Annotated in this window: 13 protein-coding genes; 11 read left to right on the forward strand and 2 right to left on the reverse strand. The window is 67.1% G+C overall.

The genetic code is table 11. The annotated features are described in order from the left end of the window. Positions 1–3: 3 nt before the first annotated feature. Together VET27_RS12650 and VET27_RS12655 are read right to left on the reverse strand one after the other, a co-directional pair. Positions 4–1,569, reverse strand: coding sequence for an N-acetylmuramoyl-L-alanine amidase (locus VET27_RS12650; protein WP_526518630.1), 1,566 nt, complete (start codon positions 1,567–1,569; stop codon positions 4–6). Positions 1,570–1,755: 186 nt separating this feature from the next. After that, positions 1,756–2,634 (reverse strand): hypothetical protein, encoded by an 879-nt coding sequence (locus VET27_RS12655; RefSeq protein ID WP_526518543.1) that lies wholly within the window; start codon positions 2,632–2,634, stop codon positions 1,756–1,758. A gap of 213 nt (positions 2,635–2,847) precedes the next feature. Between VET27_RS12655 and glf the strand changes: the two genes are divergently transcribed. The 11 genes from glf (at position 2,848) to fadD32 (ending at position 16,544) form a co-directional block, all read left to right on the forward strand. After that, complete coding sequence (gene glf, locus VET27_RS12660; protein WP_526518545.1) at positions 2,848–4,089, forward strand: UDP-galactopyranose mutase; 1,242 nt, start codon at positions 2,848–2,850, stop codon at positions 4,087–4,089. Next, on the forward strand, positions 4,089–6,032 hold the full coding sequence (locus VET27_RS12665) for a glycosyltransferase family 2 protein (protein WP_526518548.1): 1,944 nt from the start codon (positions 4,089–4,091) through the stop codon (positions 6,030–6,032). The genes glf and VET27_RS12665 overlap by 1 nt, the downstream gene beginning before the upstream one ends. Then, complete coding sequence (locus VET27_RS12670; RefSeq protein WP_526518550.1) at positions 6,029–6,568, forward strand: phosphatase PAP2 family protein; 540 nt, start codon at positions 6,029–6,031, stop codon at positions 6,566–6,568. Before VET27_RS12665 ends, VET27_RS12670 begins: the two co-directional genes overlap by 4 nt. Continuing rightward, the gene (locus VET27_RS12675; protein WP_526518552.1) at positions 6,565–7,479 is read left to right on the forward strand and encodes a decaprenyl-phosphate phosphoribosyltransferase; all 915 of its coding nucleotides are present in this window, start codon (positions 6,565–6,567) and stop codon (positions 7,477–7,479) included. Before VET27_RS12670 ends, VET27_RS12675 begins: the two co-directional genes overlap by 4 nt. A 16-nt stretch (positions 7,480–7,495) precedes the next feature. Beyond that, positions 7,496–9,469, forward strand: a complete 1,974-nt coding sequence (aftB, locus tag VET27_RS12680) for a terminal beta-(1->2)-arabinofuranosyltransferase (protein WP_526518554.1) — start codon at positions 7,496–7,498, stop codon at positions 9,467–9,469. A gap of 234 nt (positions 9,470–9,703) precedes the next feature. Continuing rightward, positions 9,704–10,699, forward strand: a complete 996-nt coding sequence (locus VET27_RS12685; protein ID WP_526518632.1) for an alpha/beta hydrolase — start codon at positions 9,704–9,706, stop codon at positions 10,697–10,699. Between the two features lie 117 nt (positions 10,700–10,816). Continuing rightward, positions 10,817–11,800, forward strand: a complete 984-nt coding sequence (locus VET27_RS12690) for an alpha/beta hydrolase (RefSeq protein WP_526518556.1) — start codon at positions 10,817–10,819, stop codon at positions 11,798–11,800. 166 nt (positions 11,801–11,966) lie between these two features. Continuing rightward, positions 11,967–12,857 carry an alpha/beta hydrolase gene (locus tag VET27_RS12695; protein ID WP_526518558.1) on the forward strand — a complete coding sequence of 297 codons (891 nt, stop codon included), beginning with the start codon at positions 11,967–11,969 and terminating at the stop codon, positions 12,855–12,857. Between the two features lie 140 nt (positions 12,858–12,997). Then, positions 12,998–13,387 carry a DUF732 domain-containing protein gene (locus VET27_RS12700; protein ID WP_526518560.1) on the forward strand — a complete coding sequence of 130 codons (390 nt, stop codon included), beginning with the start codon at positions 12,998–13,000 and terminating at the stop codon, positions 13,385–13,387. 19 nt (positions 13,388–13,406) lie between these two features. Continuing rightward, positions 13,407–14,420, forward strand: coding sequence for a carboxylesterase Culp6 (gene culp6 / locus VET27_RS12705; RefSeq protein WP_526518562.1), 1,014 nt, complete (start codon positions 13,407–13,409; stop codon positions 14,418–14,420). Positions 14,421–14,654: 234 nt separating this feature from the next. Further along, complete coding sequence (fadD32, locus tag VET27_RS12710; protein WP_526518564.1) at positions 14,655–16,544, forward strand: long-chain-fatty-acid--AMP ligase FadD32; 1,890 nt, start codon at positions 14,655–14,657, stop codon at positions 16,542–16,544. The last annotated feature ends 29 nt before the right edge of the window (positions 16,545–16,573 follow it).

The following is a 16,573-nucleotide window of genomic DNA, read 5'->3' on the forward strand; positions in this document are numbered from 1 at the left end:
CCGTCAGCTTCTGTCGTCGATGGGTGTGAAACGCTCGAGCTGGATGGGGGAGTCGCCCTGATCCAGCGGAATCTCGAGAGCGACGCCGTCGATGACGCGGGTGACCGTCCCGTTCTGACGGTCGAAGTTCAGCGTGCCGTGCTGGAAGTTCTGCACGATCCACTGCGGCTCCTGGATCTCGCCGCTGGTCGGCAGGCCCAGCGCGCCCCGTTCGAAGCCCAGCTTTCCCCATGCCTCGTAGATGGATCCGGTGACGGGCTCCGCACCGCTGTCGGGCGACCAGTAGAGCGCTCCCTTGTCGAACGTCACGTAGCGGGACGCGCCGTCGCCGGGCGTCTCCGGGGTCTGCGGCGCACCCAGCGGGCTGGCCTCGCCCCCCATCGACGCCCATTTCAGGAAGATCCCACCGCCGCGCAGCGTGTCGGCCAGGTCCCTGGGCCCGATGGGGGTGTTGAAGTGGGCGGCGGTGTCGCGCAGCAGGGGCATGGCCGCATAGGCGGCATTGCCGGGGCATTCGGTGTTCCCGACGTCGCGGTGCGTGAAGATCGTCGGTAGCGGAATGGCCGCGCCCCTGGCGAACTTCGTGAACGAACCGCCCGCCGAGGTGAGGACGACGGTGCCCATCGGGTCGACGTGGTCGAAGCCGAGGCGCCAGCCGAGCAGCCGGCCCGTGGTGCGCAGCTGAATGGGCGTCGGCGGCACGTCGTCGAAGTTGCCGAGCATCGCCACGCCCCAGGTGTCGGCGTTGAAGCCGCCGGTGTGTGCGCCTTCGACGGGACGGTCGATGCCGCCCGCACGGCCCTCGAACACCTGGCCGTACTTGTCGACGAGCGCGTTGTAGGCGATGTCGCACCAGCCGAGGGTGCGGGTGTGGTACTCGAAGATCGAGCGGACGATTCCCGCGGAGTCCTCGGGGGTGTAGTCGTTGCTGCCTGCGGTGTGGTGGACGATGCCGGCGCGTACACCGTGGTCGTACACCGGGTTTCCGCATACCTGAGACTCGGCGGCACCCCACTGCGTCCGCCCGATGATGGCGGGTGGAACACCCGGGGGGGTGGCTGCCTCCGGTGGGAGCGACGAGATGTCCACGGGTGCCTGCGGCGGGGTGATCAGGACGGCCTTGAGGTCCTGGCTCAGTGGCTGCTCGACGTTGGCTGGGATGTACCCGAGATCTCGTTTCGGCCCGGCCGGCGGAGGCGTCGACACGGGGGCGCTCACGGTTGGGCCGGTGTTCTGCCGGTTGACCGCGATCTGGACGTCGGTGGTGTGGCCGACGAAGACGGGTTCGGTGCCGCGAACCGCGCCATCGGGGCCGACGCCCTCAAGCGTCTCCGCCTCGTACCACGGTCCCCACGAACCATCGGCCTTCTTGGCGCGGACGCGGGCGGACGTCCCGCCGAGATCATCGGCGGTGAGCGCCACCATCGCGAATGGGGTGGCCTGGTGCAGTTCGCGAATGGTCTCGCCGCCGCCGACACCGGTGAGTGGACGTTCGACGATGAGCGGGGTCGTGGCAAGCGGTGTCCGGTCGGGCGCGCTGGGCATGCCGTACATGGCCAGCGGCAACATCACTGCCGTCGCCGCGACGGCAGAGAAGAGCAGCGACGGCAACTGGCGGCGACACGGCACGGCCCGATGTTACGTATGCGTCAGGTGTTACCAGTGTTTCGACACGGTGTGTCGGGAGCACTTCTGCCGCGCAACGGCACCGCAGAGCCCGTTGATGGCTTCTGCGGTGCCGTTTCGTCGCAGGATCTAGGCGCCTGGAATCGCTGCGGCAGCCGCCGCGGGAGCTGCTGCTGCCGCGGGAGCCGCTGCTGCACCCTTCTGGATTGCTCCCGTGATCATCGGCATGACCATGCCCTTGAGCAAGTCGATCGCCTGTCCGGCGCCGAGGGTCTGGGCGGCGCTACTGAGATCGCTGAGCAAACCTCCGCTACCGCCGGTGGTCGCCGCGGGCACGCCGAGGCCGAGCGACGGATCGCCACCGAGGATCGGGTAGGTACCCGAGGCCGGGTCGAGCCCGATGGGATTGGCGATCGGGATCTCACCTGCGCCGGGCACGCCCAGGCCCAGGCCGGTGTTGGCCGCAGGCGTGGTCAGCCCGGGCAATGCTCCGGTGGGGCTGGTCAGCGCCGCATTGGTGAGTGCCGGATTCGCCAGCCCGGCGTCCCCGAGAGCGGGCGTCGTCAGCCCGGGGGTGGTGAGACCCGGTGTCGTGAGGCCGGGGGTGGTGAGACCTGGCGTAGTGAGGCCGGGCGTCGTGAGTCCCGGCGCCGTCAAGCCGGGAGCCGTGAGACCCGGAGCCGTGAGACCCGGAGCCGTCAGCCCCGTGCTGGCAAGACCGGGGCTGGTCAGGGTCGTCGCCGCCGGTGCGCCGGATCCCGTCAGGAGCCCGGTCGGCAGCGGCGGCAGGTTGACGCCGAACTGCGAAAGCCCCTGGGACAGCGCTCCGAGCAGCTCGTTGGGCAGGTCGGTGACGAGGGCGGCCTGGACGAACTCGCGGTGTTGTGGTGCCGCTTCATTGGTGGTGGACAGGTCGGACAATGCGACAACTACAACTGGACTTGCGACGGCCAGGGCGGCGACTGCGCTCATGGCTGTCGAGAGCTTGCGTCGACGACGGTTAGGCACGGAAGTCTCCTCAGTGTTTCTTGGACCGTGTTTCTGGACTGCGGGTTTCTGGACTACAGCTGTTCTGATGCAACGCGTTCGATGGTACGGCTGAGACTGGTGTGTCTAGGGTGACGATGCGGAATCGTGAGCGAATTGCGACCTGCCATGGCGTAGCGACCGGCCGACCATGCATTCGGGCTGCGACCTTCCCGTCGGATACCCTTGCTGCCGATGACAGCTCCCCCCTCCCAGGTCGCTGCGCTTCGGCCCGCCGGCCGCTTCGACCTCATCGTCGTCGGCTCCGGATTCTTCGGCCTGACGATCGCCGAACGCGTGGCCACGCAGCTGGACAAGCGCATTCTCGTGATCGAGCGCAGGCCCCACATCGGCGGAAACGCCTACTCCGAACCGGAGCCGGAGACCGGCATCGAGGTCCACAAGTACGGTGCGCACCTCTTCCACACGTCCAACCAGCGGGTGTGGGACTACGTCGGGCAGTTCACCGAGTTCACGGGCTACCAGCACCGCGTCTTCGCGATGCACGACGGGCAGTCCTACCAGTTCCCGATGGGCCTTGGCCTGGTGTCGCAATTCTTCGGCAGGTACTTCACACCGGACGAGGCGCGCGCGCTGATCGCCGAGCAGGCCGCCGAGATCTCCACCTCAGACGCGGCGAACCTCGAGGAGAAGGCCATCTCCCTGATCGGCCGGCCGCTGTACGAGGCGTTCGTCAAGGGCTATACGGCCAAGCAGTGGCAGACCGACCCGAAGGACCTGCCCGCCGCCAACATCGCCCGGCTACCGGTGCGCTACACCTTCGACAACCGCTACTTCAACGACACGTACGAAGGTCTGCCGGTCGGTGGCTACACCGCCTGGCTCGAGAACATGGCCGCCGACGATCGCATCGAGGTGAGGCTGAACACCGACTGGTTCGACGTGCGCGACGAGCTCCGCGCGGCCAACCCCGACGCGCCCGTGGTGTACACCGGCCCGTTGGACCGCTACTTCGACTACGCCGAGGGGCGGCTGGGCTGGCGCACGCTGGACTTCGAGCTCGAGGTCGTCCGCGGCTGCGGGGATTTTCAAGGCACCCCCGTCATGAACTACAACGACCTCGACGTGTCGTACACCCGCATCCACGAATTTCGGCACTTCCATCCCGAGCGCGCCTACCCGACGGACAAGACCGTCATCATGCGTGAGTACTCGCGGTTCGCCGACGCCGAGGACGAGCCCTACTATCCGATCAACACCGAGGCCGATCGCGATCTGCTCGCCACGTACCGCTCGCGAGCCAAGGCGGAGACCGCGTCGGCGGAGGTGCTGTTCGGGGGACGGCTCGGCACCTACCAATACCTCGACATGCACATGGCGATCGCCAGTGCGCTGAACATGTACGACAACACGCTGGCGCCGCACCTGCGCGACGGTGCGCCGCTCAGCGATCCGGGAACAGAAAGCAGCACATGATGAGTGACATTCCCTCGGGCGCGCTCGACGCCGGACAGTCCAAGGCGGTCAGCCTGCTGTCCCGCATCATCCTGCCCCGCCCCGGTGAGCCGCTGGACGTCCGCAAGCTCTACATCGAGGAGTCGAGCACCAACGCGCGGCGGGCTCATGCTCCGACCCGCACCAAGTTGGAGATCGGCGCCGATTCCGAAGTGTCGTTCGCGACGTACTTCAACGCCTTCCCCGCCAGTTACTGGCGTCGTTGGTCCATCCTGGAATCGGTGGTGTTGCGCGTCGAGCTGACCGGCAGCGCGCGCGTCGACGTTTACCGTTCCAAGGCCACTGGTGCGCGAATCACGGTGGGAGGCAGCGCGGTCGGCAGTGCCGACTCGGCATCGCCCACCTTCGCCGAGTTCGAGATCGGACTCGACGCGTTCGAGGACGGCGGCTGGATCTGGTTCGACGTGACCACCGACACCAAGGTGACGCTGCACAGCGCGGGCTGGTACGCGCCGCAGCCCGCGCCGAGTCGGGCCAACGTCGCCGTCGGCATCCCGACCTTCAACCGGCCGTCGGATTGTGTGAATGCCCTTGCCGCGCTGACGTCCGATCCCTTGGTCGACGAGGTGATCGGTGCGGTCATCGTCACCGATCAGGGCACCAGGAAGGCCCGCGACCACCCCGACTTCGCTGCCGCCGCCGCACCGCTCGAGGGCCGGTTGTCCATTCACAACCAGCCCAACCTGGGCGGCTCCGGTGGCTACAGCCGGGTGATGTACGAGGCGCTGAAGAACACTGACTGCGAACAGATCCTGTTCATGGACGACGACATCCGCATCGAGCCGGATTCGATCCTGCGCGCCCTGGCGCTCAACCGATTCGCCAAGATGCCGACGCTGATCGGCGGCCAGATGCTCAACCTGCAGGAGCCGAGTCATCTGCACGTGATGGGTGAGGTGGTCAACCGCGACAACTTCATGTGGACCAACGCGCCCAACACCGAATACGACCACGACTTCGCCAAGTTCCCGCTGGCCGACGAGGACAAGCGAAGCAGGGAACTGCACCGTCGCATCGACGTCGACTACAACGGCTGGTGGATGTGCATGATCCCGCGTGCCGTCGCCGAGGAGCTCGGTCAGCCGTTACCGCTCTTCATCAAGTGGGACGACGCCGACTATGGTCTGCGCGCCGCCGAGCACGGGTACGGCACCGTGACGATGCCCGGCACCGCGATCTGGCACATGGCGTGGAGCGACAAGGACGACGCCATCGACTGGCAGGCCTACTTCCACCTGCGGAACCGGTTGGTGGTGGCCGCCATTCACTGGGACGGCAAGCTCAACCGCCTACTGGGAAGCTCTCTTAGAGCGACATTCAAACATCTTCTGTGCCTTGAGTATTCGACCGTGGCGATCCAGAACCGCGCGATCGCCGACTTCCTCGCAGGACCAGAGCACATCTTCTCGATCCTCGAGAGTGCGCTGCCCGACGTGCGCAAGATGCGCGAGCAGTTTCCCGACGCGGTCGTGCTGCCCGGTGCCACCTCTCTGCCCCCCCCGTCGGGCAGGCGGAAGGTGCACAAGCCGCCGGTCTCGTTGCCCGCCATCGGACTTCGGCTCGGGCGCGGTGTGCTGCACCAGCTCCGCAGGGAAGACCGCGGGCATCACGAGCGGCCGCAGCTCAACGTCGCCATGCAGGACGCCCGCTGGTTCCTGCTCTGCAAGGTCGACGGCGTCACGGTCACTACGGCCGACGGACGCGGTGTCGTGTACCGGCAGCGGGACCGTGCGAAGATGTTCGCGCTCCTGAAAACCTCACTGCGGCAACACGTTGCGCTCGCACGGAAGTTCAACAAGATGCGGCGCGTGTATCGCGACGCGTTGCCCGTGCTGACCAGCAAGCAGAAGTGGGAGACCGTCCTGATGCCCTCCCAGACGTCCCCCGCAGAAGCCTCCCGGTGACCGAGACCCTGCGTGGCGAGGATGCGGCACTGGTCGCCGTGCAGTCGACCCTCACCGGGCGCCCGGGCGTACTGCCTGGCGCGCGTGCGTTGTCGCTCTTCGGCGAGCACAGTGCCGGCTGGGTCGGGGTGTCTGTAGTCGGGGCGCTGCTGCAGCCACGACGTCGGCGGGTCTGGCTGACCGCCGGCATCGGTGCGTTCGTCGCCCATGCGTGCGCGGTCGTCATCAAGCGTGTGGTGAAGCGGGAACGCCCGCATCACCCGTCCATCGCCGTCAACGTCTCGACGCCGAGCCGGCTGAGTTTCCCTTCTGCGCACGCGACGTCGACCACCGCCGCCTCGATTCTGCTGGCCCGCGCGACGGGACTCCCACTGCCATGGGTCTTGGTGCCGCCGATGGCGTTGTCCCGCTTGGTACTCGGCGTGCACTACCCGACGGACGTGCTCGCTGGCGTGGTAGTCGGTGCCGTCGTGGCCAAGACGGTCGGCGCCATCGGCGATCGAGCGGACCGGAAGGAGACAGGTGAGCCCGCATGAGTGAAGAAGCGCCCCCGGTGGCGGGACCGCCCAAGAATCTCGTCACCGGCGTCGTCAAGGCGATCCGGCCACGCCAGTGGGTGAAGAACCTGCTCGTGCTCGCGGCCCCGGTGGCGGCGCTGGGACGCGACGTCCGATTCGACTTCCACGACGGCGTCAACGTCCTGATCGCGTTCGTGGCGTTCAGTCTCGCGGCGTCGTGCGTCTATCTGATCAACGACGCCCGTGACGTCGAAGCCGACCGCGCGCATCCCACCAAGCGCTTCCGGCCGATCGCGGCGGGGGTGGTTCCCGTCACGCTGGCGTACGGCCTCGCGGTGGTACTCGGTGCCGTCTCGCTGGGCCTCGCGTGGTACGTCTCGCCGAATCTGGCGTTGGTGATGGGCATCTACATCGCGGTGCAGATGGCCTACTGCTTCGGCCTGAAGCATCAGGCGGTGCTCGACATCTGCATCGTGTCGTCGGGTTTCCTCATCCGGGCGATCGCCGGCGGCGTCGCCGCGAACATCCCACTGTCACAGTGGTTCCTGCTCGTCATGGCGTTCGGCTCGCTCTTCATGGCAGCAGGCAAGCGGTACGCCGAGCTTCGCCTCGCCGAGCGTACCGGCGCGAAGATCCGCAAGTCGCTGGAGAGCTACACCAGCACCTATCTGCGCTTCGTCTGGACGCTGTCGGCCACGGCCGTCGTGCTCTGCTACGGGCTGTGGGCGTTCGAGCGCGACCGCACGGCGGGCGGCTCGTTGTACGCCGTGTCGATGATCCCGTTCACCATCGCGATCCTGCGCTACGCCGTGGACGTCGACGGCGGACTCGCAGGCGAACCGGAGGACATCGCGCTGCGCGACCGCGTGCTGCAGTTGCTTGCCGTGGCGTGGATCGGAAGCGTCTGTGCAGCGGCCTACTTCAGCTGAGGGGCTGAAGCGCCGCATGGCGCGCTGGCCGGCATTTCGCTTCACCGCCACCGTGCGGATCAGCCTCTGGCTCAGCGTGGTGGTGGTCGGGGGTTTGTTCACCTGGGGCGCCTGGCAGCGCAGGTGGATCGCCGACGATGGTCTGATCGTCCTGCGCACCGTGCGCAACCTGTTGGCGGGTAACGGTCCCGTCTTCAACGCGGGCGAGCGGGTAGAGGCCAACACGTCGACGGTGTGGACGTACCTCGTCACCCTGGGCGCGTGGATCGGCGGTCCGCTGAAGCTCGAGTACGTGGCGTTGACGCTGGCATTGACGCTCAGCATTTCAGGTGTCGTGTTCGTGATGCTGGGCACCGGCCGCCTCTACGCGCCGGGGTTGCGTGGCAGGCGGGCGCTGCTGCTTCCCGCGGGTGCGCTCGTCTACATCGCGATTCCCCCTGCTCGCGACTTCGCTACGTCGGGGCTCGAAAACGGTTTGGTACTGGCCTATCTCGGCCTGCTCTGGTGGATGATGGTGTGCTGGTCGCAAGCGCCCAGGGTCAATCGGTCCGCGCCGAACGAGCCCCCCGGCAACGCCACGGGCCGAGCGTTCGAAGGGGTACTGGCGTTCGTCGCAGGCCTCAGCGTGTTGGTCCGTCCGGAGCTGGCACTGATCGGCGGACTCGCCCTGGTGATGATGCTCGTCGCGGCGCGCGGCTGGCGTCGGCGGCTCCTCATCGTCGTCGCGGGCGGCCTGCTGCCCGTCCTCTACCAGGTGTTCCGGATGGGGTACTACGGGCTTCTCGTCCCTGGTACCGCCGTCGCCAAGGACGCGTCGGGTTCCAAGTGGTCGCAGGGTTTCGTCTACCTCACCAACTTCAACCAGCCGTATTTCCTGTGGGTGCCACTGGTCCTCCTCGCTGGCCTCGGTTTACTTCTGCTGGGCGTCCGGAGTCTGCTGTGGCGCAAACGCGGTCCGGTCACCGTTAGTCGTGGGCGATGGGCGGGCATCGTCCAAAGTCCAACGGCCGTCGTGGTGTTCATGCTCGCGAGCGGTCTGCTGCAGGCCCTCTACTGGATCCGTCAGGGTGGCGACTTCATGCACGGCCGCGTGCTGTTGACGCCGTTGTTCTGTCTGCTCGCGCCGATCTCGGTCATCCCCGTCGTGCTTCCGTCCGGGATGCGGGCGGTCCGCGGTCCGGGTTATCTGCTGGCAGGCGCGACCGCGGTGTTCTGGCTGGCGGTCGTCGGCTGGTCGCTGTGGGCGGCGAACTCGCCGGGTCTCGGTGCCGACGCGACCCGGGTGACGTACTCCGGCATCGTCGACGAACGGCGCTTCTACGCGCAGGCGACGGGGCACGCGCATCCGCTGACGGCCGCGGACTACCTCGACTACCCGAGAATGCGCGCCGTCATCGAGGCCATCGACAACACCCCGGAAGGCGCTCTTCTGCTTCCGGCGGGCAACTACGACCAGTGGGACGTCGTGCCCGCGATCCCGCCTCCACCCCCGCCGCCCGGTGAACCTCCGCTCACCGAGAAGCAGCGCCGCGGCCCCCACACGGTGTTCTTCACCAACCTTGGGATGCTCGGCATGAACGTCGGCCTCGACGTCCGGGTCATCGACCAGATCGGGCTGGCCAACCCGCTGGCCGCGCACACCGCGCGACTGGAGGACGCCCGCATCGGTCACGACAAGAACCTGTTCCCCGACTGGGCGGTGGCCGAGGGGCCGTTCCTGCCCGAGCGGCCCTACATTCCGCCCTACCTCGACGAGGACTGGGTGTCACAGGCCAAGGTCGCGCTGACCTGTCCGGAGACCGAGGCCATGCTCAGCTCGGTGCGGGACCCATTGGGGCTGAAACGCTTCACCTCCAACGTGCTTCACGCATGGCAGTTCACGAAGTATCGGATCGACCGCGTGCCGCTCTATGAGCTGGCACGATGCGGCCTCCAGCCCCCGCCGACGAAGGCGCCGCCGTACACCGGCCTGCCCGCGACGGGACCGTGACCAAGCCCACGGGACTTGTTTGCCAACGGGTTCTTCTGCTTTGGTAACGCTGAGGCCACGTTCAGGCGATAAGCAGTCGAGGTTCAACGCTTGCCATGTGCTGTGCCACGGAAACCGCCGATCAGCGGCACCGGACATACGAAATTGGATGGTTGAGTGCGACCGATGTGGATGATGACGCGCCCCGGCGCCACGAGTCCCGGACTCCGGCGCGCGGTCGTGGCGCTTGCCGTGATGTTGTCGCTGCCCGCCATGACGACGATCGGCGACGTCTCGGGCGGAACTCCGGCGGCTTCCGCGTTCTCCCGCGAAGGCCTGCCCGTCGAGTATCTCGACGTCTACTCCGCGGCGATGGGCCACAGCGTTCGCGTCCAGTTTCAGCCCGCAGTTGCCCCGGCGCCCGCGCCGGCAGCCCCCGCCACCCCGGCGGTCCCCGCGACCGCGGTTGCCACGTCGCCGAGCAAGGCGGTGTACCTCCTCGACGGATTGCGCGCCCAGGACGACTTCAACGGCTGGGACATCAACACGCCTGCGTTCGAGTGGTTCAACCAGTCGGGCGTCGCCGTGGTCATGCCCGTCGGCGGCGAGTCCAGCTTCTACACCGACTGGTATTCACCGTCGAGTTTCAACGACCAGACCTATACCTATAAATGGGAGACGTTCCTGACCCGGGAACTCCCGTCGTACCTCGCGTCCACCAAGCAGGTGTCGCCAACCGGCAACGGCATCGTCGGCCTGTCGATGGCAGGTGGCGCAGGACTGATCCTGTCGGCGTATCACCCCGCACAGTTCAGCTTCGCAGCGTCGCTCTCGGGGTTCCTCAACCCGTCGACGCTCTTCATGAAGCAGTCGATCCGGGTCGCGATGCTCGATGCCGGCGGTTACAACGTGGACAACATGTGGGGCCCGCCGTGGGATTCGGCGTGGAAGCGCAACGATCCCGTGCTGCAGGTGGACCGCTTCGTCGCCAACGGCACGCGACTGTGGGTCTACTGCGCCCCCGGGGGTGGCCCCCTCGACGAGAACGTCGATCCCGGCCAGTCGTTCAACGCCAACAGCTTGGAATCGCTCGCCATCAACAGCAACAAGCGCTTCCAGGAGAAGTACGCCAAGGCAGGTGGCACCAATGCCACGTTCGTCTTCCCACCCGAGGGGAACCATTCGTGGGCTTACTGGGGTCAGCAGCTGCAGGCCCTCAAGCCCGACCTGATTGCCACACTCAATGGCTGAGTCGGTGACCAGGCAGGACACTCGCAGGAGAGAGCTATCACTCCTGCGTGTGGTTGACTACATCCGCACGCAGCGCGTCTGTCGTGCGGCATTCGAACAGATGGGATCTATACAAGCATGAGTTTCGTAGGGAAGATGGCGCGCCGCTTCGCGGTCGCGGCCCTGGCGGCGGGGACGCTGTCGGGACTGGTTGGCGTCGTCGGAGGCTCGGCGACAGCAGGGGCATTCTCGAAGCCGGGCCTTCCGGTCGAGTACCTGATGGTTCCGTCTGCGGGCATGGGCAAGGACATCAAGATCCAGTTCCAGAGCGGCGGGCCGAACTCGCCCGGCGTCTACATGCTCGACGGTCTCCGTGCGCAGGACGACTTCAACGGTTGGGACATCAACACCGCGGCGTTCGAGTGGTACAACGGCTCGGGTCTCTCGGTGGTCATGCCCGTCGGCGGTCAGTCGAGCTTCTACAGCGACTGGTACAAGCCGGCCTGCAGCAAGAAGACCGGCGTCTGCTCGACGTACAAGTGGGAAACGTTCCTGACGTCCGAGCTGCCCGCGTACCTCGCGGCCAACAACGGCGTCGACTCGACCCGCACCGCGGCCGTAGGCCTGTCGATGGCCGGTTCGGCAGCGCTGACCCTGGCGATCCACCACCCGGGGCAGTTCCAGTACGCGGCTTCTCTGTCGGGCTTCCTGAACCTCTCCGAGGGTTGGTGGCCCGGTCTGGTGAACACCTCGATGGGTGACGCGGGCGGCTACAAGGCGGATGACATGTGGGGCCCCGCCGAGACCGATCCGGCGTGGAAGTACAACGACCCGATGGTGAACATGGCGACGCTGGTCGCCAACGGCACCCGCATCTGGATCTACTGCGGCGACGGCACCCCGAGCGGGCTGGGCGGAAACAACCTGCCCGCCAAGTTCCTCGAGAGTTTCACGCTGCGTACCAACAAGACGTTCCAGCAGAACTACCTGGCTGCCGGCGGCACCAACGGCGTGTTCAACTTCCCCGAAAGCGGAACGCACGACTGGGGCTACTGGGGTCAGCAGCTTCAGCAGATGAAGCCGGACATCCAGCGTGTCCTGAACGCCGTTCCCGCGGCGTAGCAAAAAGCGATGGATAGGCGGCGGCGATCCCCTCGGGGGTCGCCGCCGTCGTTCGTTTCCGGCGCGGCCCGCCGTCGTGATGTGATTCACTAAACGTTGCTGCTTACGTTCCGCGGAGACCCGGGCGGGCGGGCGCTCAGGTGATCAACAGATTGGTGAGGTGGGTATGAGGCTGCTCTCGACGCTCTTCCGAACGACGTTCGCCCTGGCTCTGGCCGTCGGTCTGTGGATGGCAAGCCCCCACATCGCGAAGGCCGACGGCGTCGAGTACCTGATGGTTCCCTCGGCGGCGATGGGCCGTGACATCCCGGTCGCCTTCCAGGCCGGTGGCCCGCACGCCGTGTTCCTGCTGGACGCCTTCAACGCGGGCGATCCGGTCAGCAACTGGGTGACCGCGGGCAACGCGATGAACACCCTGGCCGGCAAGGGCATCTCGGTGGTCGCGCCCGCCAGCGGCGCCTTCACCCTGTACACCAACTGGGAGGCCGACGGCGGCAGGCAGTGGGACACTTTCCTGTCCCAGGAGTTGCCGGACTGGCTTGCCGCGAACAAGGGCCTGGCACCCAACGGGCACGGCGTCGTAGGCGCCTCCCAGGGCGGCACGGGCGCCTTGATGATGGCCACCTTCCACCCGGATCGGTTCCGCTACGCCGGCTCGCTGTCGGGCTTCCTGACCCCATCGGCGACCGCACTGAACGGCGCCATCACCGCCGGGATGGCGCAGTACGGCGGCGTCAACACCCAAGCCATGTGGGGTGCGGCGCAGCTCGGCCGCTGGAAGTGGCATGACCCCGACGTCCACGTACAGCTGTTGGTCGACAACAACACTCGGCTGTGGGTCTACAGCCCGGCGGCGTTGAAGTGCACCGACCCGGTCGCGATGATCGGCTACTGCGACCAGGCCGCCGGCAGCAACCGCACCTTCTATCAGCACTACCGCGCCGTCGGCGGCCACAACGCGCACTTCGACTTCCCGACCTCGGGTCAGCACGACTGGGGCAGCTGGGGTCCACAGCTGGCCGCCATGTCCGGTGACCTGGTCGCCGCCATCAGATAGGCGCCCGCGAGCGCCGATTCAGCAAACGCCTCCCAGGGTCCGGTGATCTCAGCCGGTACCTTGGAGGCGTGCACCTTTGCAGACCGCGAACGGCAAGCGCCGCGATGGCCTGCGCGGCATTGATGGTCAGTGGTTGTGGCATGGGCGACGACGTCTTGGCAACCATCGGCATGCCACCGTCGGAGACCACCGCGGCGGGCGCCAGCGCGCAGACCTTCGCCGAGCCCCCGGCCGCGGAGCCGGGTGAGGAGCCCGAGTTGGTGGTCACACCGGCGCAGCGCTCATTCCTCGACGCGCTGATCGGATCGGGCGTGAAGCCGTCGAGTGAGCTGTCGGCTTTGAGCATCGGTTCGTACGTGTGTCAGGCTCGGGCCGCCAACCACAGCGACCAGGTGGTGTGGGACTTCGTCCTGCCGATGGTGCGCGGTGACGTCAGGGACTCGTACGGCGAGTCGGTGGCGGCACCCGCCGGGCAGGTCAACGCCGCGACCGCCGACTACATTCGCATCGCTACCGACACACTCTGCTAGTAGGAGACCTCCCCACTTCATGGCCACCACTCGCCGACGCAAGCGCCACGTCGTTCTCGCCCTGACTGCCGCCGGGGCGGTGGCGGTGCTGGTCGGCCTCGTCGTCGTCGGACTATGGATCGTCATGAGGGCGCCGGAACCGCTGCCCCCCAGCGCCGTGCCGCCGACCGCGCAGCCTCCGACCGGGGCGACGACGCCTGGCCAGAAGCCGCGGCCTGAGTTTCAGGACGCCAGCTGCGCGGACGTGATGGTGTTGTCGATTCCCGGCACCTGGGAGTCGTCGCCCCAACTCGATCCCGTCAATCCGACGCAGTTCCCGATCGCGCTGCTGCTGAACGTCACGAACCCGCTGCGCCAGGCGTTCGGCGAGGACCGGGTGGCCCTGTACACGGTTCCGTACACGGCGCAGTTCCACAATCCGTTCTCGGCGGACAAGCAGATGTCCTACAACGACAGCCGCACCGAGGGGACGAGAGCGGCGATCCAGGCGTTGACCGACATGAACAATCGCTGCCCGCTGACGAGCTACGTGATCGTCGGGTTCTCGCAGGGCGCCGTCATCGGGGGCGACATCGCCAGCGACATCGGCAACGGCCGTGGTCCCGTCGACGCGGATCTGGTCCTCGGCGTGACGTTGATCGCCGACGGGCGCAGGCAGGACGCAGTGGGGCAGGACATCGGTCCCAACCCGGCCGGGCAGGGCGCCGAGATCACTTTGCAGGAGGTGCCGACCCTGTCGGCACTCGGTCTGACGATGAGCGGGCCGCGGCCCGGTGGCTTCGGCACGCTCAACGACCGGACGAATCAGATCTGCGGGACGGGTGACCTGATCTGCTCGGCGCCGGAGGGCGCCTTCTCGATCGTCAACCTGCCAAAGACGTTGGAGGTCCTCAGCGGAGGCGCGGGTCAACCGGTGCACGCCTTGTACAGCACCCCGGAGTTCTGGAACCTCGACGGCCAGACGGCGACGCAGTGGACGGAAGCATGGGCGCGGGGCGTCATCGACAACGCACCACACCCCAAACACGGATGAATTGCGGCCATCGTTTGCTGGGCCGCGGTGGGTGTGGCCCGCGGCCGTCGCGGATTTGGCCTCTGCTAGAAGGTCACCTAACATTAAGAGAAAAGTAAGAACGCTCGCCCCAGAAACGCGGTGAGGTGCCACGCGCAGTTGGTCCGGAAGCAGACCGCCGCGCCCCGGTACGATCTTGAGGTTTGGCCTCGTCCGTTCTTGGAGGCGGGATCGGCGTCGACAGGAGAGTGTGAAATGGGATTCCACAACCCGTTCTTGAAGAACGGCCTGATCAGGTTTCCCGACAATGGCAACCTGGTCCGGCACGTCGAGAAGTGGGCGAAGGTGCGCGGCGACAATCTCGCATACCAGTTCATCGACTTCTCCACCGAACGCGACGGCGTCGCGCGAAACCTGGGCTGGCGCGACTTCAGCGCCCGCAACAAGGCGGTCGGCGCCCGGTTGCAGCAGGTCACTCAGCCGGGTGACCGCGTCGCCATCCTGTGCCCGCAGAACCTGGACTACCTCGTCGGCTTCTTCGGCGTCCTGTACGCGGGCCGGATCGCGGTCCCGTTGTTCGACCCGGCCGAGCCCGGACACGTCGGCCGGCTGCACGCCGTGCTGGACGACTGCCAACCGACCGCGATCCTGACCACCACCGACTCCGCCGAGGGGGTGCGGAAGTTCTTCCGCACCCGGCCTGCCAAGGAGCGTCCCCGCGTCATCGCCGTGGACGCGGTGCCCGACGACGTCGGCGCCACCTGGGTGCAGGAGGACGTCACCCACGACACCATCGCGTACCTGCAGTACACGTCGGGCTCGACCCGCATCCCGACCGGGGTCCAGATCACCCACCTGAACCTGGCCACCAACATCGTCCAGGTCATCGAGGGCATCGGTGGCGACGAGGGTGACCGCGGCGTCACCTGGCTGCCGTTCTTCCACGACATGGGCCTCGTGACGGCGATGATCCCGCCGGTGGTCGGTCACTACATCACCTTCATGACGCCCGCCGCGTTCGTGCGCAGGCCGGGCCGGTGGATCCGGGAGATGGCCCGCAAGGACGACGACACCGGCGGTGTCATCTCCGTGGCGCCGAACTTCGCCTTCGACCACGCCGCGGCCCGTGGCGTGCCCAGGGACGGCGAGCCGCCGATGGACCTGTCGAACGTGAAGGCAGTCCTCAACGGCAGCGAGCCCATCTCCGCAGCTACCGTGGCCCGCTTCAACGAGGCGTTCAACCCGTTCGGCTTCAACCCGAAGGCCATCAAGCCGTCGTACGGTCTGGCCGAGGCCACCCTGTTAGTGTCGACCACCCCGACGAACGAGCCGCCGAAGGTCGTCTACGTCGACCGCGACGAGCTGAACGCGCACCGCTTCGTCGAGGTCCCCGAGGACGCGCCGTCGGCCGTCGCGCAGGCTTCCGCGGGCAAGGTGGGCGTGTCCGAGTGGGCCACCATCGTCGACGCGGAAACCGCCACCGAGTTGCCCGACGGGCAGATCGGTGAGGTGTGGATCAGCGGTCCGAACATGGGCACCGGCTACTGGAACAGGCCGGCCGAGACGGTCGAGACGTTCCAGAACATCCTGAAGTCCAGGACCAACCCGTCCCACGCCGAGGGGGCGACCGACGACGCCACGTGGGTGCGCACCGGTGACTACGGCGCGTTCTACGACGGCGACCTTTACATCACGGGTCGCGTCAAGGACCTGGTGATCATCGACGGCCGCAACCACTATCCGCAGGATCTCGAGTACTCGGCACAGGAGGCCAGCAAGGCGCTGCGCACCGGCTTCGTCGCGGCGTTCTCGGTGCCTGCCAATCAGCTGCCCGACGACGTGTTCGACAACGCGCACGCCGGTCTCAAACGCGACCCGCAGGACACCTCCGAGCAACTGGTGATCGTCGCCGAGCGTGCGGCGGGCGCCAACAAGATGGACCTGGCACCGGTGGCGGACGAGATCCGTGCCGCCATCGCGGTCCGGCACGGTGTCACCGTGCGCGACGTCCTGCTGACGCCCGCGGGCGCGATTCCCCGTACGTCGAGCGGCAAGATCGGTCGTCGTGCCTGCCGCGCGGCATATCTCGACAACAGCCTGCGCAGCGGAAAGATTGCGAACGCGTTCCCCGACCAGACGGACTGACCCGCCGGGTCGATCCGTCGAACCAGGCC

Source organism: Mycobacterium sp., from assembly GCF_035633495.1.
In the GTDB taxonomy this organism is placed as follows: Bacteria; Actinomycetota; Actinomycetes; order Mycobacteriales; family Mycobacteriaceae; genus Mycobacterium.